The sequence below is a fragment of the Mucilaginibacter celer genome, assembly GCF_003576455.2.
Taxonomy (GTDB): Bacteria; Bacteroidota; Bacteroidia; order Sphingobacteriales; family Sphingobacteriaceae; genus Mucilaginibacter; species Mucilaginibacter celer.
The window spans coordinates 6,069,420-6,092,975 of record NZ_CP032869.1 but is presented as its reverse complement, the minus strand read 5'-3'; the positions used below and the strand labels follow the sequence as shown (position 1 = coordinate 6,092,975).

General features: G+C 42.4%; 25 protein-coding genes. 7 read left to right on the top strand and 18 right to left on the bottom strand.

Annotated features, from left to right (window positions below; genetic code table 11):
* Positions 1-70: 70 nt before the first annotated feature.
* From HYN43_RS25355 to HYN43_RS25340, 4 genes are all read right to left on the bottom strand, one after another.
* The gene (locus HYN43_RS25355; RefSeq protein WP_119406685.1) at positions 71-1,039 is read right to left on the bottom strand and encodes a hypothetical protein; all 969 of its coding nucleotides are present in this window, start codon (positions 1,037-1,039) and stop codon (positions 71-73) included.
* A 152-nt stretch (positions 1,040-1,191) separates the two neighbouring features.
* The gene (locus tag HYN43_RS25350) at positions 1,192-2,148 is read right to left on the bottom strand and encodes a DUF1735 domain-containing protein (RefSeq protein ID WP_119406684.1); all 957 of its coding nucleotides are present in this window, start codon (positions 2,146-2,148) and stop codon (positions 1,192-1,194) included.
* A 22-nt stretch (positions 2,149-2,170) separates the two neighbouring features.
* Entirely contained in the window at positions 2,171-3,691 is a 1,521-nt protein-coding gene (locus tag HYN43_RS25345; protein ID WP_119406683.1) for a SusD/RagB family nutrient-binding outer membrane lipoprotein, read from the bottom strand.
* A gap of 14 nt (positions 3,692-3,705) precedes the next feature.
* The gene (locus HYN43_RS25340; protein ID WP_119406682.1) at positions 3,706-6,897 is read right to left on the bottom strand and encodes a SusC/RagA family TonB-linked outer membrane protein; all 3,192 of its coding nucleotides are present in this window, start codon (positions 6,895-6,897) and stop codon (positions 3,706-3,708) included.
* 183 nt (positions 6,898-7,080) lie between these two features.
* On the opposite strand from HYN43_RS25340, the gene HYN43_RS25335 reads away from it, so the two are divergent.
* The 4 genes from HYN43_RS25335 to HYN43_RS25320 all read left to right on the top strand — a co-directional run bounded on the left by HYN43_RS25335 (position 7,081) and on the right by HYN43_RS25320 (position 12,094).
* The gene (locus HYN43_RS25335; protein WP_119406681.1) at positions 7,081-7,413 is read left to right on the top strand and encodes a PadR family transcriptional regulator; all 333 of its coding nucleotides are present in this window, start codon (positions 7,081-7,083) and stop codon (positions 7,411-7,413) included.
* A 24-nt stretch (positions 7,414-7,437) separates the two neighbouring features.
* Positions 7,438-9,096, top strand: coding sequence for a PspC domain-containing protein (locus tag HYN43_RS25330; protein WP_119406680.1), 1,659 nt, complete (start codon positions 7,438-7,440; stop codon positions 9,094-9,096).
* Between the two features lie 20 nt (positions 9,097-9,116).
* On the top strand, positions 9,117-9,338 hold the full coding sequence (locus HYN43_RS25325; RefSeq protein ID WP_119406679.1) for a hypothetical protein: 222 nt from the start codon (positions 9,117-9,119) through the stop codon (positions 9,336-9,338).
* A gap of 308 nt (positions 9,339-9,646) precedes the next feature.
* Complete coding sequence (locus tag HYN43_RS25320; RefSeq protein WP_119406678.1) at positions 9,647-12,094, top strand: outer membrane beta-barrel family protein; 2,448 nt, start codon at positions 9,647-9,649, stop codon at positions 12,092-12,094.
* A gap of 490 nt (positions 12,095-12,584) precedes the next feature.
* On the opposite strand, the gene rplS is transcribed toward HYN43_RS25320, so the two are convergent.
* The 13 genes from rplS to HYN43_RS25255 all read right to left on the bottom strand — a co-directional run bounded on the left by rplS (position 12,585) and on the right by HYN43_RS25255 (position 19,646).
* A complete protein-coding gene (rplS, locus tag HYN43_RS25315) occupies positions 12,585-12,932 on the bottom strand; it encodes a 50S ribosomal protein L19 (RefSeq protein WP_119406677.1) in 348 nt (115 codons plus the stop codon).
* A 153-nt stretch (positions 12,933-13,085) separates the two neighbouring features.
* Entirely contained in the window at positions 13,086-13,325 is a 240-nt protein-coding gene (locus HYN43_RS25310) for a hypothetical protein (RefSeq protein ID WP_119406676.1), read from the bottom strand.
* 6 nt (positions 13,326-13,331) lie between these two features.
* The gene (locus tag HYN43_RS25305) at positions 13,332-13,823 is read right to left on the bottom strand and encodes a hypothetical protein (protein WP_119406675.1); all 492 of its coding nucleotides are present in this window, start codon (positions 13,821-13,823) and stop codon (positions 13,332-13,334) included.
* Positions 13,824-13,867: 44 nt separating this feature from the next.
* A complete protein-coding gene (locus HYN43_RS25300) occupies positions 13,868-14,434 on the bottom strand; it encodes an RNA polymerase sigma factor (protein WP_119406674.1) in 567 nt (188 codons plus the stop codon).
* A 253-nt stretch (positions 14,435-14,687) separates the two neighbouring features.
* Positions 14,688-15,371 (bottom strand): tRNA (guanosine(37)-N1)-methyltransferase TrmD, encoded by a 684-nt coding sequence (gene trmD, locus HYN43_RS25295; RefSeq protein ID WP_119406673.1) that lies wholly within the window; start codon positions 15,369-15,371, stop codon positions 14,688-14,690.
* 72 nt (positions 15,372-15,443) lie between these two features.
* A complete protein-coding gene (locus tag HYN43_RS25290; protein WP_162996626.1) occupies positions 15,444-16,175 on the bottom strand; it encodes a hypothetical protein in 732 nt (243 codons plus the stop codon).
* Positions 16,176-16,381: 206 nt separating this feature from the next.
* Positions 16,382-16,753 carry a VOC family protein gene (locus HYN43_RS25285; RefSeq protein ID WP_119406671.1) on the bottom strand — a complete coding sequence of 124 codons (372 nt, stop codon included), beginning with the start codon at positions 16,751-16,753 and terminating at the stop codon, positions 16,382-16,384.
* Between the two features lie 51 nt (positions 16,754-16,804).
* Entirely contained in the window at positions 16,805-17,194 is a 390-nt protein-coding gene (locus tag HYN43_RS25280; protein WP_119406670.1) for a VOC family protein, read from the bottom strand.
* Positions 17,195-17,210: 16 nt separating this feature from the next.
* On the bottom strand, positions 17,211-17,411 hold the full coding sequence (locus tag HYN43_RS25275; RefSeq protein WP_022829645.1) for a helix-turn-helix transcriptional regulator: 201 nt from the start codon (positions 17,409-17,411) through the stop codon (positions 17,211-17,213).
* A complete protein-coding gene (locus HYN43_RS25270) occupies positions 17,408-17,845 on the bottom strand; it encodes a hypothetical protein (RefSeq protein ID WP_119406669.1) in 438 nt (145 codons plus the stop codon). The genes HYN43_RS25275 and HYN43_RS25270 overlap by 4 nt, the downstream gene beginning before the upstream one ends.
* Complete coding sequence (locus HYN43_RS25265) at positions 17,842-18,312, bottom strand: hypothetical protein (RefSeq protein WP_119406668.1); 471 nt, start codon at positions 18,310-18,312, stop codon at positions 17,842-17,844. The genes HYN43_RS25270 and HYN43_RS25265 overlap by 4 nt, the downstream gene beginning before the upstream one ends.
* 161 nt (positions 18,313-18,473) lie before the next feature.
* Positions 18,474-19,001 (bottom strand): ribosome maturation factor RimM, encoded by a 528-nt coding sequence (gene rimM, locus HYN43_RS25260; protein ID WP_119406667.1) that lies wholly within the window; start codon positions 18,999-19,001, stop codon positions 18,474-18,476.
* Between the two features lie 123 nt (positions 19,002-19,124).
* Positions 19,125-19,646 (bottom strand): 30S ribosomal protein S16, encoded by a 522-nt coding sequence (locus HYN43_RS25255; RefSeq protein ID WP_119406666.1) that lies wholly within the window; start codon positions 19,644-19,646, stop codon positions 19,125-19,127.
* A gap of 236 nt (positions 19,647-19,882) precedes the next feature.
* Here HYN43_RS25255 and HYN43_RS25250 point away from each other — a divergent pair, with 236 nt between their 5' ends.
* The 3 genes from HYN43_RS25250 (at position 19,883) to HYN43_RS25240 (ending at position 22,426) form a co-directional block, all read left to right on the top strand.
* Positions 19,883-20,419: a 5' nucleotidase, NT5C type gene (locus HYN43_RS25250; protein WP_245447016.1), complete on the top strand. Its 537-nt coding sequence runs from the start codon at positions 19,883-19,885 to the stop codon at positions 20,417-20,419.
* 132 nt (positions 20,420-20,551) lie between these two features.
* Positions 20,552-21,823 carry a PAS domain S-box protein gene (locus HYN43_RS25245; RefSeq protein ID WP_162996625.1) on the top strand — a complete coding sequence of 424 codons (1,272 nt, stop codon included), beginning with the start codon at positions 20,552-20,554 and terminating at the stop codon, positions 21,821-21,823.
* A gap of 129 nt (positions 21,824-21,952) precedes the next feature.
* Positions 21,953-22,426, top strand: coding sequence for a hypothetical protein (locus HYN43_RS25240; RefSeq protein ID WP_162996624.1), 474 nt, complete (start codon positions 21,953-21,955; stop codon positions 22,424-22,426).
* Positions 22,427-22,572: 146 nt separating this feature from the next.
* Here the strand turns inward: HYN43_RS25240 and pfkA are convergent, their stop codons facing one another.
* The gene (gene pfkA / locus HYN43_RS25235; protein WP_119406663.1) at positions 22,573-23,553 is read right to left on the bottom strand and encodes a 6-phosphofructokinase; all 981 of its coding nucleotides are present in this window, start codon (positions 23,551-23,553) and stop codon (positions 22,573-22,575) included.
* Between the last annotated feature and the right edge of the window lie 3 nt (positions 23,554-23,556).

Below are 23,556 nucleotides of genomic sequence, written 5' to 3'. Positions count from 1 at the left end.
CTATCTATAAAAATGCAAAAGCCGCTGATGTAGCGGCTTTTTGCATTTTAAGCTTTTTTGGGTTAAGCAGTTATTGATTCAATGCTTCACCTAATTGTGTCAAATAAACTTCATCGATATCGCTTGAACCCGCGGCAGCCATAAACTTATTCAGTTTATCAGCATCTGCTGCAAATACTTCTTTAATGGCTTTTTTCTTAAGCTGTAATTTAACCGGCTGGCCGCCATCCTTAACAACATAGTAAAAATTCTGATCAATATATTCATCATAGTTGTTACCTGTAGAAGCAATGCCGTTGGTTGCAAAATCGGCCTTGTGAAATTTAGTAGCCAAATCCTTATATATTTTATACTTAGCACCATCTGCTATTACCTCAACATAACGTTGCGGACTAATTGCAGGCACCTTGGCAAAAGGATGTGCTTTGGCCTGCCCATCAAACAATATAAATGTTTTAAAGCTGCTGCCATCAATCTGCAATACGGTGTTATCATCTTTATTAACTAACAGGTTCCCGCTTATTTTATCATAATTGAACAAATAATGAATATTCTCAACTATCGAATCGGCCGCGCTGGTAACATATCCATGTACCCAGGTATCATATAAGTACCTGCTTCCTTGCGTGGCATCCTGGTGACGTGTAACAGCTATGGCGTTTGTGTTTGCCGCCATGGTATTGATCCTCGAATTAAAACTATCAGAGTTATTAACTATCGAAGTGTTTAACCGCGCAGCCTTCTGCGTGCTCCCATCTCCTCTCAGATTAATATTTAAATTAGTTTGATTGTTTACGTTAACTACCGTATCATTAAAATTGTAGGCTTTAACAGTAAGTTTGGCCTCAGGGTTGGCTTTCAGGTTAAATGATCCGAGTGAATCTGAGTAGGTGGCAGATTTATTGGTAATATCCGCTATAAAGGCAAAAGCTACCGGTTTATTATGTACATCTGCTATTCTGCCGCTCACTACACTTGTCTGGCTGAATAATTGCCCCCCTGTTAATGTCAAAAGGCCAACCAAAAGAAACTTTTTCATACAATAAGATTTAAATTTTTTTGAATATAATCAGTAAATACCCGCTTTACAACAACAATAAGTAACACGCTTGTTACCTCAATTTATTTTATTGTTGTAAAAAAAAACCGGCCCCCATAACTGTGGGGCCGGTTTTTATAACAAGGGTTTTATTATTTATGATATGTATCATCAATATACCTGCCCGAAGCACCACCCGATACGTAATTCAATTCAAAGAATTTCGGATCGGTGCTTGTAGCCGGTGGCGGCAATGTAAACGCAGGAGCTACCTTATTGGTAATGCCGGCATCTGCCCATTTCTTCAGGTTATCATCATCAAAAGTTACCTGCCAATCAGTGTAACGAACGATGCTGCCATCAACAGTTCTGGTGAATGACACAGTATACGCAACGTTTTGACCGTTGTAGTTTGTCACCATCGAGAATGATGTTGGTGTTATAGGGCTGATTGCCACTTTGGTGTTAGGATCGTTGGTAATATCCGGAGGCAAGCCTTCACCTTTTGAAGGAATTTTGCCAGGACCAGGGCCTGTACCATTTTGATACCTTCTGTAATCATAAATATAAGTACCGGCAAAATCGTTACCAATGATGTGGTAATAGTGAATGCCTTTATTAGCACTGATATTTAAGCCGCCTGCATCAGCAATTTTGATTGGAAGCATATAGCTTTTTGATGGATCAAGCTTGGCTTTGTAAAAAGTAACCGAAACGATGGCAACCCTTTTACCTGCAGCGATAGATACGCTGGTATTGGTAAATTTAAATGCATCGGTTGGAAATGCCTCGTAAGATACTACTGACTGGCTTTTGTTATAATCAGCAACAATTGAATTATCTACAGCAAGTGTTAGTTTTGTTTCTTTAGTTGGCAATTCCGGCGAAGCTACGTTTACCGCAAATTCCCTAACTATGGTACTGTTATCTGATGGATCAGGAGTTTCGGTGATTGCATCAGCCGCAAAATTAATTTTACCGCCAAGTGGGAATTCAACAATAGTACCTGATGCACCAAAATCAACATATCTGTCGTCCTTCAGGCACGAGCTGAAAAACACGGTTAGCACTAATAATGCTAAACCTTGGGTTATGTATTTCATTTTCATCTTTATCTCTTTTTAATATATATTACTTAGCCCAGAAAATTTTTGATGTAAACTGGTTTATTGTGCCCTCCGCACCTACGTTAGCTGTGTTTTGGCTGTATTCGGTATCAGGATAGAAAATACGGCTTGGTAATTTTCCATCACCAATTGCGCCGCTCGCTACCGAAGCAGGAGGATTAGGGAAACCAGTCCTTCTATATTCATTGTAAGCCTCAAACATATTATAGCCTGTTAAAGCAAAATACTTTTGAGTAATGATGGCTTGAATCTTATTTGAAGAAGCCGCATAATTTACATTATTTTTCGCTTGCGAATAATAAGTAACGGCATCAGCATCTGCCGCTGTGTTATTACTGGTTTTTGTTGTACCGGTGTAACCTACATAAGCGCTTTCAAAAGAAGCCTTAATACCTGAATTGTAAAGATCTTCAGCACTTGTAGTACCAACGGCCAGGCCCCTGAATTTTGCTTCAGCTTGCAGGAAGTATGATTCGGCAGCCGAAAATAGTATCGCATCCATGTAAGGGCTTTTTAATAACCCCTTACCGCTTATAAAAGAACCGCCAGATATAGTAGTGTTACCAAAATTACTTGCAGTAACCGGTACAGCAGCACCAAATACATTCCCTATGATATCGCCGCCAATTGGCTGATAAAACAACGGACCACGCGGGTCATTATTGCTTTTAAATAAGCCTACTGCATAAGCACCAGCAGTTGTGGCCGGGCTTTTTGTTGAACCCGCCTGGCTATATCCATAAACATTCCAGAAAGGGCTTTGCTTACCATCAATATTCTGGAAACCAGGGTTGGCACCAGCGTCAGCAGTAAGGTAACCTTCGGTAGCTGTACTTGCAATGCCACCAGAGATAGTGCCGAAGTTTGACGTATTTGACTGCCTTAAAATTAAGCGCAGTTTCAATGTATTTGCAAATTTTTTCCATTTGGTCATATCCCCGCCAAACACGATATCTGCAGATGAAGGACTAACTGCAACCTTGGTATCCGCACCGTTAATAGCGGCAATAGCGCCGTCAACCCTCTTAATCAGGTCGGCATAAATATCCGGTCCCTTATCGTACGATGGTAACAAATTAGCAGAACCCTGGAAAGCTTTGGTATAAGGAACGTTGTTATAGTTATCAACCAATCCTTCAAAACCGTAAGCCGTCATGATCTGCGCTATCGCGTTGAAATAAACCTGGGTTTTATCACCGGCGGTTTGTTTCAGGACATAATCATAGTTGGCAAGGTTTAGGTAATAACCTGTCCAAACCTGGTAATCAGTTGTTGTAAAATTATAGGTTAATAACGTTTGGCTTGGCGCATAACCGGCAGCCGGTGATAAATAACCCATCCAGTAACCATATACGGTATAGCTTCCGTTTACCAATGCTGCCGACGTGCTTAAAGCACTTGGCAACACTAAGGCCGCCGACGCCGATGTAGGCTGATTCGGGTTCGTTAAATCAAAGAAATTCTTCTTGCAACTGCTAACCGCTCCCGCAATCAGCATTAAAGAATATATGATATATTTTTTCATGATCTTATACAATTTTAAAATTTAACAGTAAGATTTGCTCCGTAAATCCTTGTTGGCGGAGTTTGATCTTCTGTGGTTATACCAACAGCGTTCGAGTTATCTACGCTATATTCAGGATCTGTCCATGGGTTGCTTTTCGGCCTGAACATTAACAGGTTACGGCCTACTAAACCAAATGTTAAACCTTTAATATATTTCTGGCCTTTAATAAACTGGTAAAGATCAAAATTCAGGGCAACCTCCCTCAGCTTCCAGAAAGCAGCGCTGCTTACATAAGTAGCTGTTGAAGTATAGTAAGCCGAGTTAGTCCAGAATCCGGCGTTGCCATCGTTAACTGATACATTGGTGTTTGGCACGTAAGTGTTAGCACCTGTTTGGATAACAGAGTTTGGATAAACAAAAGGCTGACGGCCTGCAGAAGCAGAGATAGCTGATGTACCGGTAAAGTTTAAGGCCCTGCCCACAGCGTTGTAGATGCTGTAACCGCCACGGTATTCGGCCACTGCAGATAAGGTAACAAATTTGTACCTGAAAGCAGTATTGAAACCTAAGATATATTTTGGAGCGGCATTACCCAATTCCTGGTTAGTTTGGTTAAGTGAAGGTAAACCACTGATGGCATCAACAATAACATGCCCTTGCGGATCGCGGTTAACATCGGTACCCATAATCATCGGGTAAGGCTTACCTACTATAGCGTAGCTCGTACTTTTTGCGCCGCTGGCAAATGGGATATTAAACGACTGAACACCTGGCAATAATGATAATACTTTTGAGTTGTAGATAGAGAAGTTAGCACCTAAATCCCATGAGAAACCACCAGATTTAACAACCGGAGATGCTTTTACCTCAAACTCCCAGCCTTTGTTTTGTAGCTCGCCCGCGTTTTGTACTGCTGTTGAGTAACCTGTAGCAGGTGAAATCGCTACACCAAAAGTTTGGTTTTTAGTATGGGTGTTATAGTAGCTTGAGTTGATGTAGATCCGGTTATCAAACAAACCTAACTCCAAACCATATTCCTGCTCGTATGATAACTCGGGCTTAAGGTTAGGGTTATTTAAGTTTGAGCTTAGCGCTACCGATGCAATGCTGCCATAAGGATAACCGCCGGCACTTGCAAATACGTTTTGTAATGCATATGGGCTTACATCAACCTGACCTACCTTACTATAGCTTCCCCTTACTTTTAAGTATGATAAGAAATCAATTTTCTTTAAAGATGGGATAGCATCAGTTAACACCAATGATAGTTTTGCTGATGGGTAGAAGAAAGACCTGTTTTGTTTTGATAACAAAGAAGTTTTATCTCTACGACCGGTTACCTCTAAGAAAGCCCAGTCTTTGTAGCTTAAGTTAAAATCGCCTAAGAAACCAACCAGGTTTTGCTCAAGATAGCCTGTACTTGCTGTAACATCACCTGTACGGTAAGCTAAGTTGTAAAAATCTTTCAGCAACAGGTTGTTTGCACCGTTTTGTACAAATTTAAGTTTTTTGGTATAGATAGAGTTACCCAATAATAAGCTACCGGTAAAATCACCTATCTTATGTTTAAAGTTCAGGAACAAGTCGCCTTGTAAACGAGAGTAGCCGTTACCGGTACCGTCGCCAAATACATCGGCATCGGCAACACTGCCTGGTTTAAATTTAACCTGCGAAGCGATGTTACCTGTACGGTAAGTATTACCATCAGCATCGGTATAAGTATCGGCAATTGCATAAGGGCTAAAATCAACCTGTGCATTTGTTGCCCTGTACTGCTGCCAGCCGTAAGATGCAGACACCTTATATGAAGCCTCGAACCATTTTACCGGGTTAATCGAGATAGTTGCGTTACCGATAAGGGCGTCTTTACGGGTTACCTGGCGCGAGTTAACTGTTTGCCAGTATGGGTTTGGATAGTATGCGTTGTAAAAACCATCAACGCTGCCATACCTGCTGTTCAGATCTTTATAATCTGTTAAAGGCGCGTTAGCTTGCTGGTTAAGTACGTTCCAGTAAAAACCACGACCCTGGAAAAAGTCAGGACCCGAAACGCTTGTATTGGTTTGAGTGTACTGAACACGGTAATCAGTTTTGAAGATACCATAGTTTCTTGAACCGGCTACAGTGATACCATCGCGGCGGTTCCTGTCGTTAGGTACCACGCCTTTAGTATATACATCCTGTGCCGAGAAGAAGAAAGTACCTTTATCATCACCGTATTGGTAAGAGATATCATTTTGCTCGGTTAAGCCGGTGTTAAATACGGCTAAACGAGGATCTTTACCGGTTGATGAATATTTAACCATAGGAGTTGAACCATCAGAGCGAGGTGCACCCAGTGGTACAGTTGAACCATCAAATAACGGACCAAATGATTGGTTTTCGTAAGGCACATAACCGTAAGCACCGGTTAAAGGATCGATGATCTCGCCTGCGCCACCGCCAAACTGCCTTTGCAGTTTTGGGAAGTAAGAGAAATTTTCAACCTGTGTTGTGTTGCTGTAAGTAACAGTTGGTACGCCGCCACCACGTTTGGTAGTTACCAAAACCACACCGTTCGAACCTTCAGAACCGTAAACAGCCGATGCACCGGCACCTTTAAGTACGGTAATGTTATCGATATCGTTAGGGTTGATCTGGTTAAGGAAGGCATTACTTACCGGTGTACCGTCAACAACAATCAGCGCCTGGTTGTTACCGTTGATACTCCTGTTACCACGTAATACGATACGGGTATCCGGGTTAACGCCGTTGTTTACCGTGTTTACCTGCAAACCTGCAATTTTACCGGTTAAACCGTTAGCAGCGTTGGTAACCTTAGCTTCGGTTAACAATTTATTGTCAACGTTTGTTGAAGCATAACCAACAGCCCTGGCTTGCTTTTTAACACCAAGGGCGCCCTGCACAACAACCTCACCAAGTTGTTTGCTGGCACTAACCAAAACAACATTGAAAGTTAAACGCTGCCCTGAAGCAATTTCCTGTGTTTCGTAGCTGATGAACGAGAAAACAAGGGTTGCATTTGCCGGGATGCTGAGAGAGAATTTACCGGCTGCGTTGGTTTGGGTTCCGATGGTAGAACCTTTCACCTTTACTGTTACTCCCGGGATGGGTAGGCCGTCGTCTTTGGCCGTAACCGTACCAGTAACTGTACGGTTTTGCGCGAATACCTGTGTTATAGACAACACAAGCAAGCACAAACTTACGAGTAGAAGTTTTTTCATTTCGCTAATAATAAGATCAGTTAATAGTTAATTAATCATAAAAGTAATGTTACATTATCAAAAAGTCAAGTAATTTCTAACAAAAGCGTATTTTTTTTTCAAAAAATCAATCTAAAGCTAAAAAATTAATAATTATAGTACTATGTATTGCATAATACAATCTTAAACATATATCTTTGTATTATGATCGTAGAAAACACTCAAACCCAAATGAGGAAAGGCATACTGGAGTACTGCATTCTTTCCATCATAGCTAAGGGCGAAACATATGCATCAGACATCATTGCTGAACTTAAGAAAGCCCAACTGCTTGTAGTTGAGGGTACTCTGTATCCTCTTTTAACCCGCCTAAAAAATAACGGCCTGCTCACTTACAACTGGGTCGAGTCCATTTCCGGGCCTCCCCGAAAGTACTATGTCCTGTCTGACGAGGGCCGGTCGGTGCTTGAACAATTGGATAAAACCTGGCAGGAACTGGTATTTGCCGTGCAAACAGCTATCGGCGAGAGAAAATAAAAAAACCTAAAATTTAAAACACTCATGAACAAAACAATCATCATAAATATTAACGGCATGGTTTTTCACATTGAAGAAGATGCCTACGAGGTACTGAAAAACTACATGACCGATGTAAAGCGTCATTTTTCAACCTCAGAAGATAGCCTCGAGATCACAACCGACATTGAAAACCGTATTGCCGAAATGTTTAACGAGATCCTGGCTGCCGAAGCCAGGCAGGTTATTGTGGATGCCGACGTAAAAAAGGTGGTAGAGCAAATGGGCTCGGTACAGGATTTTGAAACCGCAGAAAACGATGCTAAAGATCCGCGTAATCCATTTTCTTCATATAACACCGAACGCCGCAGGCTTTTCCGCGATCCGGACGATCATTTGGTAAGCGGCGTTTGCGCAGGTATTGCCAATTACTTTGATATCAGCCCGGTATGGGTGCGCCTGGCCTTTGCTATCCTGGTACCTTTTGCCGCCATCGGCCTTATTATATATACTATATTATGGATGGTAGTGCCCAAAGCCATCACCCGCGCCGACCGCATGGCTATGAAAGGCGAAAAACAGGACCTGAAAGGTTTTAAAAAGAACTTTGAGGAAGAGTTAAGCACCGTACGCGGAAACCTGCAAAACTTAAAACACGAAGCAAAACCATTTATATACCAGCTGCGCGATTTGTTAAGTGATATTTTTCATCATCTGGCCGCTTTTATCAGAGGTACCGGTAATATAGTGGGTAAAATTATTGCTGCCGCTATTTTAATAGGCTGTTTCGGGATGGCTGTGGCGCTTATCATATCGTTAATCGGGTTGTTTGCCGCCGGTAACATGGGGATCTATAATGTATTCCCTTTTAATATTGCCAATCACCAGGCCAACGGTATATTTATGGTAGCAGGCTTCCTGTTATTATCTATCCCATTGCTTGCCATCATTTTAATGACCATTGGGTTTATATTTAAAAAGGTATCCTTCAACCGTTCTATCGGCACTACCTTATTATGTATCTGGCTGGCATCTTTGGGCGCAGTAACGTATTATGGTATAAAAACCGCAGCCAACTTTCGCGAGGGCGGCAGGTTTACCCAAACCATTAAACTGAAACCAACAACCAATAATGTTTATTACCTGCGCTTAAATGATACCAAATATTTAAGCAATGAGGATAGCACCCGCCTGCGCATTAATGATCGCTTTAAAGGCATGATCATACTGGATGATGATTTTAACGGATCGGACGGACCGTATCACAGTGTAAATATTGATATTGAAAAAAGCGATGTGGCCCAGCCAACCCTGGTTGAAACCTTCAGCGCCCGCGGTACCGACCTGGAAGATGCACTTACCAACGCCCGCGCCGCCACCTACCGTTTTGACCAGAGAGATTCGGTACTGAACTTTGATCGCCATATTTCAACCCCTAAAGGCTTTTTATGGAGAGGGCAGGAAGTTCATTTAACCTTAAAACTGCCGCTTAACGCCAAAGTAATTATTGACGATAAGCTTGATCGTAACTTAAACTTCAACTTGTACGAGTGCAAAACCACCAACAATAATGACCAGGGCAGCACCGCCGAGTTTGTGATGACAACTACCGGTCTCGAATGCAAAATATCGCCGGTGGTTGCCGCCAAAGCAAAAGCCGATAGCCTTAAGGCCATCGCTGCGGATACTGCCCGTACAGAGTAAACCGTAAAAACAACCTGCCTGTGAAAACCATTTTAAAATATATAAGCCTGCTAATTTTTAGCGGGCTTATTATACCTTTTTATTACCAGTTTAAAGGAGTTGATGCCGTGGTAAAAAGCAACTGCGTTGGGCGCATTGCTACTCATCCCTCAACAGCTGATAACCTGCTTGTTACTTTCCGGATAATTAAAGAATTGGCAAAAAATTTTACTCCGGTATTAAAAAGTGAAAATAATCTGTAACCAAAGCACCGGTTTTTGCATCTTAATGTAAAAAGCAACACAATCACCAACCGGGTAATCCGGAAATATAAATTTCGATACTGTTAAAAAAATGGCGCAAAGCCAGGTGGAATTGTTTTGCCTTAATTTTTAAATCATAAAACAAGGAAACAATGAAAACAACTGCCTATATCTCATAAATACTAAACACCCAAGCCCCAAGCCGGTAAACAAGCCGGAATAGCAAAAAACTTATTTACAACACAAAAAAAGAAGCAGGCGCTTCTTTGTGGCATCGCTTTGCCTTTACAATCTAAAACTATAAAAAAATGAAATCCATCATACACAACATATTTTTCACACTTCTGCTTGTTGCTATCAGTTGGAGTGCATCTTTTGCCCAGCAGGCCAAGCCCGCGGCAAAGGTATCAGGCTCGCTGGTAAACGAGCAGGGTAAACCGCTTGATTATGCCTCGGTAAGTCTTTTGCGCGCTTCCGACTCAACCCTGGTTAAAGGTGCGCTGAGCAACGATGCCGGTGTTTACGTTTTTGATAACATTAAAGCCGGCAATTATGTAATAAAGGCTACCGTTGTAGGCTATAAAAAAGCCGTAAGCAAGGCCTTCACCGTTGCCGAAAACTCAACCCACGTAACCGCCCCGGCCCTCAACATGCATGCGGGTGCCACCGAATTAAAAGGTGTAACCATTACCGCCAGCAAACCCCTGGTTGAACGCAAAATTGACCGCACCGTAATGAACGTTGAAAATAGCGTACTGGCGGCCGGCAACACGGCCATGGAAATTTTAGAACGCGCCCCCGGCGTTACCGTTGATAAGGATGATAACATCAGCCTGAAAGGCAAGCAGGGCGTAACCGTAATGATTAATGATAAGCTTACTTACCTAACGGCAGCGCAGCTGGCTACCCTGCTGCGCTCTACCGATGGTAATACCATTAAATCTATCGAGATCATTACCAATCCATCGGCCAAGTACGATGCCGCAGGTAACTCGGGCATTATCAACATCAAACTGAAAAAGAATACCCAATCGGGCACTAACGGCAGCATTACTGTTGGCGGGGCTAAAAGCCAGTACTGGCGCGATAACAGCAGCCTTAACCTTAACCACAAGCAAGGTAACCTTAACGTGTTTACCTCATTAAGTAGGGGCGATAACAAACGCGGGCACGATATAGGCATTAACCGCATCATCAGCGATTCGTTGGGCAATAAAACCTATTTCAACCAAAAATCGGATATGCCAAGCGTTAATCATTATAACAATTACCGCCTCGGTGCCGATTATGATCTTACCTCTAAACATACCATCGGCTTTGTGGTAAGCGGCTACTCCAACAGCGGAAAAGATCTGAACGACAACACTACTATAATAGGTAAACAATTTGGCGTGGCCGATTCGTCATTGCGTACCACATCGGATATCCGCCAAACCTATAAAAACTTTGCGCTTAATCTTAACGACAGGCTTAAACTGGACACCAGCGGACAGGAATTGAGCATTGACCTGGATTACTCGAAATTTAAAAACAACTCGAACGCGATGTACAATACTGACTATTTTTTACCGGATGGCAGTAAACAGCACGATCCGCAGATGTTGCGTAACCAAACCCCATCAACCATCAGTATTTATACGGGCAAAGCCGATTATGCCAAACCGCTTACCAAAACCATTAAGCTGGAAGCCGGCGTAAAATTCAGCAGTGTTAAAACCGATAATGATTTGCAGGCGCAAATTTTTGCTAACGGTGCCTACAGAAACGATAGTACGCGTACCAACCGTTTTATTTACGACGAAAAAATTAACGCCGGATACCTGAACCTGAACAAGCAGTTCAAAAAGTTTTCTATACAGATAGGTATCCGCGCCGAGCAAACCCGTTCAACCGGTAACCTTATTGGCAGCACGCCGGTGAAAAGGAGTTATTTAAACTGGTTCCCGAGCGCATTCATCAACCAAACCATTAATGATAAAAACGAGGTGAGTTTTTCTTACAGCCGCCGTATCGATCGCCCGGGTTATGATGATCTGAACCCATTTGTTTATTACCTGGATCCATACACCTACTCGCAGGGTAACGCATTCCTTAATCCGCAATACACGCAAAACTTCGAGTTTAACTATACCTATAATAAAACCGTTAACGTAAGCCTTGGTTACAGCCACACCACCGATGCTATTACCGAACTGATTTTAACCGAAGGCAAGCGCTCGTTCGAAACGCACCAGAACCTGCAAACACAAACCGCTTACAACATTAACGTTAATACACCTTTTACCATCACCAAATGGTGGGAAGGTAACGTAAACCTCACTTCATTCTACCTCGGCTTTAAATCAGACACGCTGGCCGGGCAAAAATTTAACGACGGGCAGTGGGCTTTCCAGGGCCGTGCTACGCAAACCTTTAAATTTGCAGGCTACCGTTTTGAAGTGATGGGCGACTACCAATCACCTTTAACTTATGGTATTTATAAAATAAGACCGCGTTATTCGGTTGATATGGGCATCAGCAAATCATTTATGGAGAAGAAATTCAACATCAAGGCATCATGCGATGACATTTTTAATATTCGCCGCAATGATTTAAGCAGCCAGGTGGTTAATAATAACTTTGTTATTAAACAGAAAAACGACACCCGCGTGATGCGCCTTACCTTTACCTATAATTTTGGCAACAGCGCCATCAAAATGCGCCAGCACCGCAGCGGTGCCGATGATGAAAAGGGCAGGGTGAAAGGGAATAATTAGTTAGCAGTTGCCGGTGGGCAGTTTGCTTGGCTACAAAAAAAAGAGGCCGGTCATCAGTCATGACCGGCCTCTTTTTTCTTGTGATTATCCCGATGCCTGACAGAACGTAAGTTCGGGGCAGGGAAACAATTGATGTCCTTTCGATCGAACGGCGGAGAATTGCTATAAAGGAGTGAGGAGAAATTTTCTACGCCGTGCATAACCGCTTTGCATGGCGTAGAAGATTTCTCTTTCGCGCCATCCCACAACCTCCCCGTCGCTCTATCGAAATGACATTTTTTATTAATGGGAGTTGATTTCCCTTATTCTGAACTTAGTCAGCTACCGGAAGATTTCTGATTGAATTATTTAATCGCCAATCCCGTGTTTCTGAAAATGAAGCCGTTAAACAACCTGCAATTCAAAAACCATCGCATAGCAAAAGGCCTTACCGAAAATTGCTTTCAGAAAGGCCTTTTAATTTTTTATATGCTGCTAAGCAGCGAGGTAATTAAACGCGTTTTGATTTGATACGGGCAGCTTTGCCGGTAAGGGCACGCAGGTAGTAAAGTTTTGAACGACGAACTTTACCTACGCTGTTAACCTCAATCTTGTCGATGTTTGGAGAGTTAACAGGGAAGATACGCTCAACGCCAATACCATTTGATACTTTGCGTACAGTAAAAGTTTCAGTTACACCAGTACTGTTGCGCTGAATAACAACACCTTGGTAAACCTGAACACGTTCTTTATTTCCTTCTCTGATTTTATAGTGAACACTTACAGTATCACCAGCTTTGAAGGTTGGAAGCTGCTTTTTTTCTACTGATTGCTCTTCAACAAATTTTACTAAATCCATGATTTTAAGCTCTTAATGCGATTTTTAGCCCGTAAAAATCGGATTGCAATATTAGGCATTTTTTTCATTAAATAAAAACCAAATTTAAAAATTTCCACATTTAGTTTTTTTATTAACAAACATCTGCGGTTTTTAGGGTATTGCACACGATGGCTACGCTGTTCCGGGCTGCGATTTTCGCTCGGTAAAGTATGCGATAAGGGTGTACGCCAATCCGCTTAAAAGCAGGTTAAATATAGCATTGATAAGCATATCGCCCACCGAATTTGAATGTTTGCCGATAATTACCGAGGCAATCGCCGCGTAAGTTACCGCTATTGTTAATATAACCCAGCCAATTATTGATACCGGCAGGTAAATGATCCCTTTACGGGTAAACCAGTTTAGTTTCATGATGATTTAATTTTTAATGGAGATGTTTTCTGTCATGGCGAAGGCGAGAAATGCGAATAATATACCCAGGCTGATAAGGATTAATATAATATTCCACAGCTTCAGCCTGATGCTGATGTTGAGTTCTTTAGCCATACGCCGGTTAGGGTCGATTTGCTTAACGCCAACATGGATAATGGATAGCAGGTTGATGATAATGCATACTACGGGCAATATAAATAGTACAATAGGGCCGGTGTAGTTAATGTACGGCACTTTTTCAAGCTGTATCATCACACCAAACATCGAACTGAACCAGTTGGTGTTTGGGTGGAAGTAATAATATAAAAATACGCATATCATAAAATAGCACGGCAGTATTACCAGCCATAAGCCCAACGCAGCAGAACGGCTGGCATTCATAATCGCCATTTTTACCAGTTGCTGGTGTTGGGATGGATTTACATCGGGTACTTTTAGGTTTTCCATTTGTTTTAAAAATTCGTCCTGATTTTTCATGTTAATTACCCTTATAATGCATTAATTGATTTTGGTTGCAATGCTTAAAGCATATTTCTTAATTTTTCAAGCCCGCGCGATAGCAGCGATTTTACCGTGCCCTCGTTTTTATCCAGTATCTCGCTGATTTCGGTATTGCTTTTCTGTTCAAAATAGCGCAGGGCTATTACCTCCTGGTATTTGATATCCAACTTCAGCAGGTTTTGGCGGATGCGGTTATATTCATCAAAGGCTTTGAGTTCCTGTTCTATTATTTCGCGCTCGTTGCCGGCGTGGTCATGCAGTAGTTTTTCCATCTGCGGGTTTTCGAGCAGTTGCTGTAACGATTCGGGTTTGTATTTGCTGGCGCGATAGTATTGGTTAAGCTCGTTGGTGGCAATGCGGTAAAGCCATGCTGAAAGACTGATGCCCTTCCATTTAAACAAACCGATTTTTAAAAAAGCTTTCAGAAATGTTTCGGCGGCAATATCGCGGGCCAAATCGTAATCGCCGCAACGGCGCATCACGTAACCAAAAACCGGCTTATACCAACGGTCAAACACCTGCCCGAAAGCAGCCGGATCGGTTCGGCATTGTTCAATAAGCTGGGCTTCGTTATGGCTTGGGTTCATAGCTGCAATGCCACTATAATGCACGATGCATTATTTGGTTGCAAACTAATTTAAGGTTTTTGGGTGAATGGTTGATTGGGTGAGTGGTTGATTAGGAGAATGGTTGTTTTGTCTGAACTCGAATTTGGGGGAATTATTGAAATTTTTAGAATTTGCTCAGCATTCTGTAAATTCTTTAATTCTAAAAATTCCGGTTCAGACAAAACAACCATTCACTTAATCCAACCTAATCAATTACTCACCAAAAAAATAACTACTCACCTTCCCCCAACAAATCAGGCCTTCTCAGCCTCGTCCGCTCCAGCGCCTGTTCGTGACGCCATTTTTCTATTTCGGGGGTGTTGCCGCCTAACAGGATGTCGGGCACTTTGTGGCCGTTCCAGTCGGCGGGGCGGGTGTATACAGGGGCATCCAAGAGATCATCCTGGAAGGAATCCGACAGGGCCGATGTTTCGTCGCTCAGTACGCCCGGGATGAGCCTCACTACGGCATCAACCAGTACCGCGGCGGGTAGTTCACCGCCCGAAAGCACATAATCGCCTATCGAGATTTCGCGGGTTACATAAATATCACGGATGCGCTGATCTATCCCCTTGTAATGGCCGCAAAGTATAATGATGTTTTTTTTGATGGAGAGTTGGTTGGCTATAGCCTGGTTAAGGGTTTCGCCATCTGGGCTCATAAAAATGATCTCGTCGTATTCCCGTTCTGATTTTAGCTTTTCAATACAGGCTGCAAAAGGCGGAATGGTCATTACCATGCCGCTGCCGCCGCCGTAAGGATAATCATCCACGCTTTTTTGCTTATTGGTAGCATAGTCGCGCAGGTTATGGACTACAATTTCAGAAATACCTTTTTTTTGCGCACGCTGTAAAATTGAGTGAGCAAAAGGACTTTCGAGCAAACCGGGCAAAACAGAGATGATATCAAAACGCATGCGCAAAGATAATAAATCAATATGCAGATATGCGGAGATCAAATTTGCGAATGCGGGGGAGGAATAGTTGGCCTACGAAAGTGAAACTGTAACTCCCGGTTGTGATTTTTGCCGTGATTTAAGCCAATAAAAAAGCGGAATAAACAAAAGCGGCACGGAAGCCATGCTAATATATTGCACTGCAAGATAGTTGATGCCGTAAACGGCCCATGTTAGCACAATAAATAAGCTATAATTAAAACCTACACTTATAAGCATAGCCTTTAACCTGATGGGCTCGATCAACTCACCTTTTGTTTGGTCGCCAGAGCCGACCCATATCAAAATTGCCGGTAATAAAATGAAAATTGCATAGTCGAGCGCTTTTATTTTAATAAGATCTAATGAAGCACCAAGGATATAGGTGAGCAATATAATGGTGATTGCTTTGGCCGCTAAGACCAACGGGCGGAATGAAATATAGTATGGCTTCGGGCTCTGTTTATTACAGTAATACAAATAGTAAAATCGTAATAGATAGGTGATGAATAAAATAACCAGATTGTTATTGTTTATGAAAACGAGAACAGGCGTATCGTATTGTTGGATAAAATCAATTTGGAATAACCCGGAATTGAAGACGATTAACAATGCCGACTCAGAAACCCCCTCGACTAAAACGGCCCAAAACAATGCGCTAAGCCTCAGTTTAAGTGTTTGATCGTTTTCGTTTTTTAACTTGCTGAGGCCAATAAAAAACAGTCCGAAGATTAAAAGAGTAGTTGCTATTTCATCCGTCATATTGTGATCGCCAATAGCCGCCATAGCGCCTCGTCGCCTTCCTCCATGATAATTCAAAAAGGGGATAACATAGTCGGCAAACTCAAACAGTACACCAATTACCAGCGAGGGAATAACCAGGAAAAATCCGATAAATTTAAAATAGCGGGGCAGTAACATATTGTGATCGGTTTATAATTAAAGCATTAACGAACTGTTGTACAATATCGTATAACAGTTCGTTAATGCCTTTATCCTCCGTGCTGATAAATTCCCCATAAATTACCGGCCGGATCCGTAAAGTGAGCGGTAATTTCGGATGATTCCTTGTCTACCGGTTTAATAATTATCCCGCCGTTAGCTTCTATTAATTTAACAGCTGTTGCGGCATCATCAACCATAATAGATATCAGCAAGCCAGCCTTGCCCATTGGTTCCCTGCCGGTTACCCACATGCCGCTTACTTCGCCGACGACGTCATCAAAGGCCGCGAAGCCGTGATTATCCGTTCGCACATTCCATCCAAAAACAGTTTCAAAAAACTTTGCCGAGGTTGGTATATCAATGGCCGGGATCTCGATGTAGCAGATCTTGCCGTTACCGAAAGTAGGTTGCTTCGCCATATTGCGTGTTTTATCTTGTTAACTGATTTTTTACAGCTTGCTTCTCTGCGCCTATATCGCTTTCTCAATCATCCACCTGTGCCCAAAGGGGTCAACAAAATCGCCCTGGCGGTAGCCGTAATCATAATCCTGTACCTCCGAGGCAACTTTAGCACCGGCTTGCCTTGCCTGCTCCATTACCGCGTGCACATCATCAACAAAAAGACCGATGGTTACGCTTGTGGCTTTAATGGTATCGGGGCAAAGTACGGCCGTGCGCTCTGTTTCTTCGTGCAGGTGGAATAGGGTGCCATTTATCGATAATTCGGATACGTGGATGCTGCCGTCATCATTACTGAAACGGCGCAGCTCGACAGCGCCTAAGGCGTTAATATAAAAACTAATGTCAGTTACGCCATGCGGAATGGCCAACTGTGGTGCGAAAGCTGGTTTTGTTGCCATGGTTATATGGGTTTGGTTAATCTTCTTCGTCCAGGCTAAAAATTTCCTCAACCGGCTTGCCAAATACACGGGCTATTTTTAAAGCCAGCACGGTTGATGGTACGTACCTGTTGCTTTCGATGGTATTGATGGTTTGCCGCGATACGCCTATCAGTTCGGCCAGTTCGGCCTGGGTTATGTTTTTGATGGCCCGCTCCACCCTGATGTTGTTTTTCATATCTGCCCCTCTTCCTTATTGATAAGACGGTTGTTTTGAAAAATTTTCCACCTGAAACGCACGATGAAAAAAACCAGCGGCACCAGTAAATTTAAAAATAAAATATGTTCGGTGTCTTTACTTAATATTAAACTCACTACCAAAAGTATATAATTTACATAAATGGCCCATTGCAATGAGTCGAGGCGAAGCTGAAAAATCTGTTCGTCTTCAATGCGCTCTTTAGCGAAGGCGATAAAGAATAAACCGATAGCCATAAGTAATGTGGTGAGCATAAAAAAGAGGTGATGGCTGTTGAACAGGTCTTCGTTTACCGGTTCATCCTGAGTATTGAAGCCGAGGTCTCTTTTAAACATCACAATAGGAATATGGATCAGGAACAGCGCAAGGCCGAGGTATCTGAACCAAAGCGGAAATAAAAAGCGTGATTTCATGATATTGCCCCCTTCACTTCGGTAGTTAATCCTTTGTTTAATAAAAATATCTTCCATCTGAAACGGATAATGAAGAACACCAGCAGGGTTAATACATTATACATGGTAAACATCAGGAAACCAATCCCATAAGCTACAAAAATCAGAACCGCGAACACCGAGTAGTTTACATAAACCGCCCATTGCAACGAATCGGAGCGAAGTTGAATGATGTGCTCGTCTTCCACACGTTCTTTTGAAAACGCCAAAAGGATCAGGCCGGATAATACCATGAATAGCTGGACCTCATCGTCAAAATTTTCATCCAATATGCTGCCTGTAAGGCTTTGTAACGATTTTGGAAGGTTATGCCATACGAGGATTTCTTTGGTGCTGTTTTGCGAATAAATATAAAATGCCAATCCTCCTAAAAATAAGAGCAACCCTAAAAAGCGGGCTTTTGCCGGAAATAAAAAACGTGATTTCATGATTGTAAAGTTTGATTTACCAAATGTAAAATAAACTTTACAAATGTCAAATATATTTGACAAAATATTTTGCACCCAATTTTAAACGAAAAATGCCCGTGGAGACACGGGCATTAGTGTAGCATCATGCTTCTTTATTCTAAAAGTCTCGCTTCTAAAATCTATCCTTCCAAATAAATATCCAGCAAGCCTTCGGGCAGGTCAACATAAATTTCACCACCTTCAACATCAATACCTTTAATAATCTCCAGGTTAAGCGGAAACATCACTTCTTTGTTTTTGTACTCAACTGTAGCTATCAGTTGTTGAGGATACTCCTGTACGCTCAGGATCTCGCCCAATTCGCCGTGCGTCTCGTCGATAGCGATAAAACCTTCTACATCGTTTAGAGTAAACTCTTCTTTCTTTTTCTTCGGCTTTAATTTATTGGGTAGATAGATATCACGCTTTACCAGCGGCAACGCTTTTTCGATGGTATCAACATCCTCCAGGTTTAAATAAGCGTTATTTTTTTGCAGGTATTTGATGGATGATACAAAATAAGGGATCAGCTTGCCTGCAATATCAATAAATACAGCATTAAATTTGATAGCCTCGATGCCATCAAAATCTACGTAGATCTGCAACTCGCCTTTCAGGCCTTTGGTTTTTAAAACGCTGCCAATCCTGAAATGATCTTCAGTTTTCATTTAAAAATATTTTAAACAACAATGGCGAAGCTGTTTGCTTCGCCATTAGTTAGATTTAAGAAATCAAGACGTAAGATGCAAGACAGGAACTGCCAATTTGCTCTTATGCTTGCTTCAAATAAATTATTCTGCGCTTTCGGTGTTTTCAGCAGCTTCTTCTGTAGCGGCTTCAGTTTCTTCGGCAACAGGAGCGTTTTTAGCGGCGATAGCAGCAGCTTTTTCTTCGCTCTTTTTAGCTTCGGCAGCTAATGCAGCTTTGCGGGCCTCATCTTTAGCTACGTTAAGGCTGGTTTTTTTACCGGTGATTTTGCCTTCTTTCTGGTCAAGCCATTCAGCAAATTTGGTTTCAAGTTGCTCTTCAGTTAAAGCACCTTTTTTAACACCACCTTGTAAGTGTTTTTTGTAAAGCACACCTTTGTATGAAAGGATAGCACGACAAGTATCGGTAGGCTGGGCACCGTTATTAACCCAATCTAAAGTTTTGTCGAAGTTGATGTCGATAGTTGCGGGGTTAGTGTTTGGGTTGTATGAACCTAAACGCTCAATGAAGCGTCCATCACGTGGAGCGCGTGAGTCTGCTACCACGATGTAATAAAAAGGTTTACCTTTTTTACCGTGTCTTTGTAGTCTGATCTTAGTTGCCATTGTAAATTGTTATGTATTCAACATTATCCCCGGAGTTCTTTCTGCGGGGATGCAAAGGTATAAATAATTATTAATATTAAAAATGATTGATAATTAATTGTTTGTGGTTGTTTTTGGGATGAGTGGTTGATTGGGTTGATTAGGTGAGTGGTTGTTTTTGTTTGGGAGAATGGTTTGCCCTGCCGTTATTAAAAACTTAACATTGCAATCAATTAAAAAAATTGCATTTTACCACCATGAGCATCAACCGTAAAACACGTATAGCTATTGATATGGATGAAGTTATTGCCGATACCATCGGCAAATTCATCACCATGTATAAGGAGCGCCATGATGAAGATTTTTCGATGGGCAATATGGAGGGCAAAGAGTTTAGAGAAATCCTGCCTCCGCACCTGAGCGAAACATTAAGAGTATATATTAACGAGCGCGGTTTTTTCAGGGATATACCGGTAATGCCCGGTGCGCAGGAAGTAGTAAGGGCCCTGCATGATAAGTATGACGTATACATAGCCTCGGCAGCTATGGAGTTTAAATATTCGCTGGAGGATAAGCAGGCCTGGCTGGAGGAGCATTTTCCGTTCATCTCCTGGACCAACATCATCTTCTGCGGACATAAAATACTGGATGTGGATATTATGATTGACGACCGGATTAAAAACTTCGCCACTTTTAACGGGCGCAAAATACTGTATACATCCCCGCACAACATGCTGCTTACCGATTATGAACGGGTAAATACCTGGCAGGAAGTTGCAGCTAAATTATTGTAACAGTAGCATTTGTAATTTAAAAAAACATTATAACTTTATACTGTCCCCCCCCTTGTTTTGTGCATGTTAAACCCAGTCACAACCGGAAAGTATAGTTGTACAATTGTTTTTGATCTCAGCCGGCAAAATTACTTGGTTGTTAGCGATAGCTTTTGCGATATTTTTGGGGTAGATGAAAACCACCTCAAGCAAAATAATGATTTTTTAAATGGCTTGATCGCTCCGGAAACGCACAGCCAAATCCGGGAACTTACGCAGGCGCTTACCTGCGGGCAAAGCGTTGTTTTAAACTACAGCCCTACAACCAATAATCGTCATTTAACCGAAACCCGCAGGCTTGTTAGCGATGCCATCACCGGCAACAGTATATTAATAAGTGAAATAGCCGAAACGCAGATCCCCGCCCAGGAAACAGAGGATATCAGGACCGAGCAGTTTTTAAATTCGCTGATAGATTCGCAAACCAATTTCCTGATCAGGATTGATACCGGGGGGAATTTTACTTTTATCAATAAACAGTTCAGCAAAACCTTCGGCTACAGCAAAAGCGAAATTATCGGCCAGCATTTTTCTAAAACAACCATACCCCAGGAGCTGTATCTCTGTGAAGAAGTTTTTGCCAACTGCCTCAGCAACCCGGGCAAAATTGTAAAGCTTATTCATAAAAAACCCGATAAGCAAGGCTTTTTGCATGATACCGAGTGGGAATTTATTTCGATAGTTGATGAAAGCGGCAAGGTTATCGAAGTGCAGGGGATAGGCCAGGATATAACTGTACGGTTCCAGGCTCGCGAAGAAGCCATGCGTATAAAAAACAGCATGGAAGCGCTCATTAATAATACCGAAGATCATATCTGGTCGGTTGATAGGGAAAAGCGCTTTGTGTACATGAACCAGGCCTATATCAACCAGGTTACTTACCTAACCGGCGTTGAGCCGCAACGTGGCGAGTACTCTTACAAGCACGCCGGCTACACACAACAAATAATTGACGATTGGAATGTTTACTACCAGCGTGCTTTGGATGGCGAGCGTTATACCATAGTTAATGCAAGCATCGACCCGCAGGGAGGCCGGCGTTTATACTTTGAGGTAAGTTTTAACCCTATTTATACACAAAAAGGCGAAATTATTGGCGTGGGCTGCTTAGGTCACAACATCACCAACCGCCTTAAAACCCAGCAGGAATTGCTTAACCAAAACGAGCGCCTCCGTAATATAGCCTCCCTAAGTTCGCATGAATTACGCCGACCGGTGGCCAGCATGCTCGGGCTCATCAGCCTGATAGATCGCGAAAACTTTTTCAATCCCGACAATGAGGATATTATCGGCCATATACTAACCGTTAGTAAGGAAATTGACGAGGTGATCAGGCTGATTGTGGATAGTACGTTTATTAAATGAGGGGGTGATGCAGATGTTTAAAACAAACAAAAAAGAATGGAAAGGTGCGATTCCCTCCCTTGGGAGGGCGGAGGGAAGAGTTTCTACGATAGGCCTCACCGTCCAGGATTATCAAACTCTAATTAAAACATGGAAATCGAATATTTAAAGCAACTAAATAATTGTCCTTCAGTTATTAGACCAAGCGGCTATGAAGCAAAGCTTAAACCCATATCTATGGATGAAATCATTAGCCTGGAAAAAACATATAACAATGGTAATCCATTCCCAAAAGCTTTAAGAGAATTGTTATACTTAGCAGGTAAAAGATGCTATGTATTAGCTTACTATAGTGATAGCCAGGCAGAAATGCAGGAAATGGCACGAGAAGATCTGGCCGATTATGAACTAAGCATACCGAGGCCATTTTATGTGGTAGATGTTTATAATGCCCACGATCAATTTTTATTCATATACTTAGACGAAGGGAAAGATAACCCCACTTTGTATGAAGCGGTATTTGAAGGAGATCCCAGAGGATGGGTTCATTCATTAGATTGCTCATTGGCTGGATTTATAGGTTCGCAGCTTTCAAGTTATTTGAGGGGCGAAAATCCATTTTAAATGATTTGCGCCCTTCCGCAGTTGTTTGTAACAATATCAACAACGGCGCTGGACTTCCACTAAACAAGATTTATTGTAAACCCATCAAAACAAAACAGCCCCGGATATTAATACCGGGGCTGTTTCTTTTATCGTTTTAACTGAAATTACATCGATAACATCTCAACCAGCTTAATCATGTTAGGATCAATGCCCTGGTGGTGTTTAATAGCATGCTCAAAAGGTGTGTAAGCTACTTCGCCATTAATTAAGCCGATCATTTCGTTGCGGTGGCCATCGCGCAGGGCCTCAACGGCTGCTGCGCCAACACGGCTGGCCAATACCCTATCCATACAGCTTGGCGCGCCGCCGCGTTGTATGTGGCCTAAAATAGAAATGCGGGTATCGTAATTAGGGAATTTCTCTTGTACTAAACGGCCAACTTCAAAAGCGCCACCGGCGGTATCATCACCTTCGGCAACAATTACAATGCGCGATGTTTTATCTTTACGGCCAAACTCCAGGCGGTTAAACAAACCTTCCAAACCGGTTTTACTTTCAGGAATCAGGATGGCTTCGGCCCCGGTAGCGATACCGGTGCGCAGGGCAATCAGGCCCGAATCGCGCCCCATTACCTCAACAATAAACAACCTGTCGTGCGATTCGGCGGTATCGCGAATTTTATCTACTGCATCTACAACGGTATTGATGGCGGTATCATAACCGATGGTGAAATCGGTACCTACCAAATCGTTATCAATGGTGCCGGGCAAACCTACAACCGGGATATCAAATTCGTTTCCAAAAACTTTGGCGCCGGTAAAAGTACCATCGCCACCAATGGCTACAAGGGCGTCAACTTTATGTTTTACAAGCTGTTCGTAAGCATTTTTACGACCTTCGGGAGTGCGGAAGTTATCGCAGCGCGCGGTTTTTAAAATAGTGCCGCCGCGTTGAATGATGTTTGATACCGATTTGCGGTTCATGGGTACAAACTCGCCTTTACCCATGCCATCATAGCCACGGCGGATACCCGTGACCTCGATGCCATAATACATAGCAGCGCGTACTACCGCCCTGATGGCGGCATTCATACCCGGTGCATCACCACCTGATGTAAAAACGCCGATATTTTTGATCTGAGTCATTTT

Coding starts and splice junctions, on each gene's coding strand:
- HYN43_RS25355 (WP_119406685.1), bottom strand. CDS start 1,039: ATGAAAAAGTTTCTTTTGGTTGGCCTTTTGACATTAACAGGGGGGCAA.
- HYN43_RS25350 (WP_119406684.1), bottom strand. CDS start 2,148: ATGAAAATGAAATACATAACCCAAGGTTTAGCATTATTAGTGCTAACC.
- HYN43_RS25345 (WP_119406683.1), bottom strand. CDS start 3,691: ATGAAAAAATATATCATATATTCTTTAATGCTGATTGCGGGAGCGGTT.
- HYN43_RS25340 (WP_119406682.1), bottom strand. CDS start 6,897: ATGAAAAAACTTCTACTCGTAAGTTTGTGCTTGCTTGTGTTGTCTATA.
- HYN43_RS25335 (WP_119406681.1), top strand. CDS start 7,081: ATGATCGTAGAAAACACTCAAACCCAAATGAGGAAAGGCATACTGGAG.
- HYN43_RS25330 (WP_119406680.1), top strand. CDS start 7,438: ATGAACAAAACAATCATCATAAATATTAACGGCATGGTTTTTCACATT.
- HYN43_RS25320 (WP_119406678.1), top strand. CDS start 9,647: ATGAAATCCATCATACACAACATATTTTTCACACTTCTGCTTGTTGCT.
- rplS (WP_119406677.1), bottom strand. CDS start 12,932: ATGGATTTAGTAAAATTTGTTGAAGAGCAATCAGTAGAAAAAAAGCAG.
- HYN43_RS25310 (WP_119406676.1), bottom strand. CDS start 13,325: ATGAAACTAAACTGGTTTACCCGTAAAGGGATCATTTACCTGCCGGTA.
- HYN43_RS25305 (WP_119406675.1), bottom strand. CDS start 13,823: ATGAAAAATCAGGACGAATTTTTAAAACAAATGGAAAACCTAAAAGTA.
- HYN43_RS25300 (WP_119406674.1), bottom strand. CDS start 14,434: ATGAACCCAAGCCATAACGAAGCCCAGCTTATTGAACAATGCCGAACC.
- trmD (WP_119406673.1), bottom strand. CDS start 15,371: ATGCGTTTTGATATCATCTCTGTTTTGCCCGGTTTGCTCGAAAGTCCT.
- HYN43_RS25290 (WP_162996626.1), bottom strand. CDS start 16,175: ATGGCGGCTATTGGCGATCACAATATGACGGATGAAATAGCAACTACT.
- HYN43_RS25285 (WP_119406671.1), bottom strand. CDS start 16,753: ATGGCGAAGCAACCTACTTTCGGTAACGGCAAGATCTGCTACATCGAG.
- HYN43_RS25280 (WP_119406670.1), bottom strand. CDS start 17,194: ATGGCAACAAAACCAGCTTTCGCACCACAGTTGGCCATTCCGCATGGC.
- HYN43_RS25275 (WP_022829645.1), bottom strand. CDS start 17,411: ATGAAAAACAACATCAGGGTGGAGCGGGCCATCAAAAACATAACCCAG.
- HYN43_RS25270 (WP_119406669.1), bottom strand. CDS start 17,845: ATGAAATCACGCTTTTTATTTCCGCTTTGGTTCAGATACCTCGGCCTT.
- HYN43_RS25265 (WP_119406668.1), bottom strand. CDS start 18,312: ATGAAATCACGTTTTTTATTTCCGGCAAAAGCCCGCTTTTTAGGGTTG.
- rimM (WP_119406667.1), bottom strand. CDS start 19,001: ATGAAAACTGAAGATCATTTCAGGATTGGCAGCGTTTTAAAAACCAAA.
- HYN43_RS25255 (WP_119406666.1), bottom strand. CDS start 19,646: ATGGCAACTAAGATCAGACTACAAAGACACGGTAAAAAAGGTAAACCT.
- HYN43_RS25250 (WP_245447016.1), top strand. CDS start 19,883: ATGAGCATCAACCGTAAAACACGTATAGCTATTGATATGGATGAAGTT.
- HYN43_RS25240 (WP_162996624.1), top strand. CDS start 21,953: ATGGAAATCGAATATTTAAAGCAACTAAATAATTGTCCTTCAGTTATT.
- pfkA (WP_119406663.1), bottom strand. CDS start 23,553: ATGACTCAGATCAAAAATATCGGCGTTTTTACATCAGGTGGTGATGCA.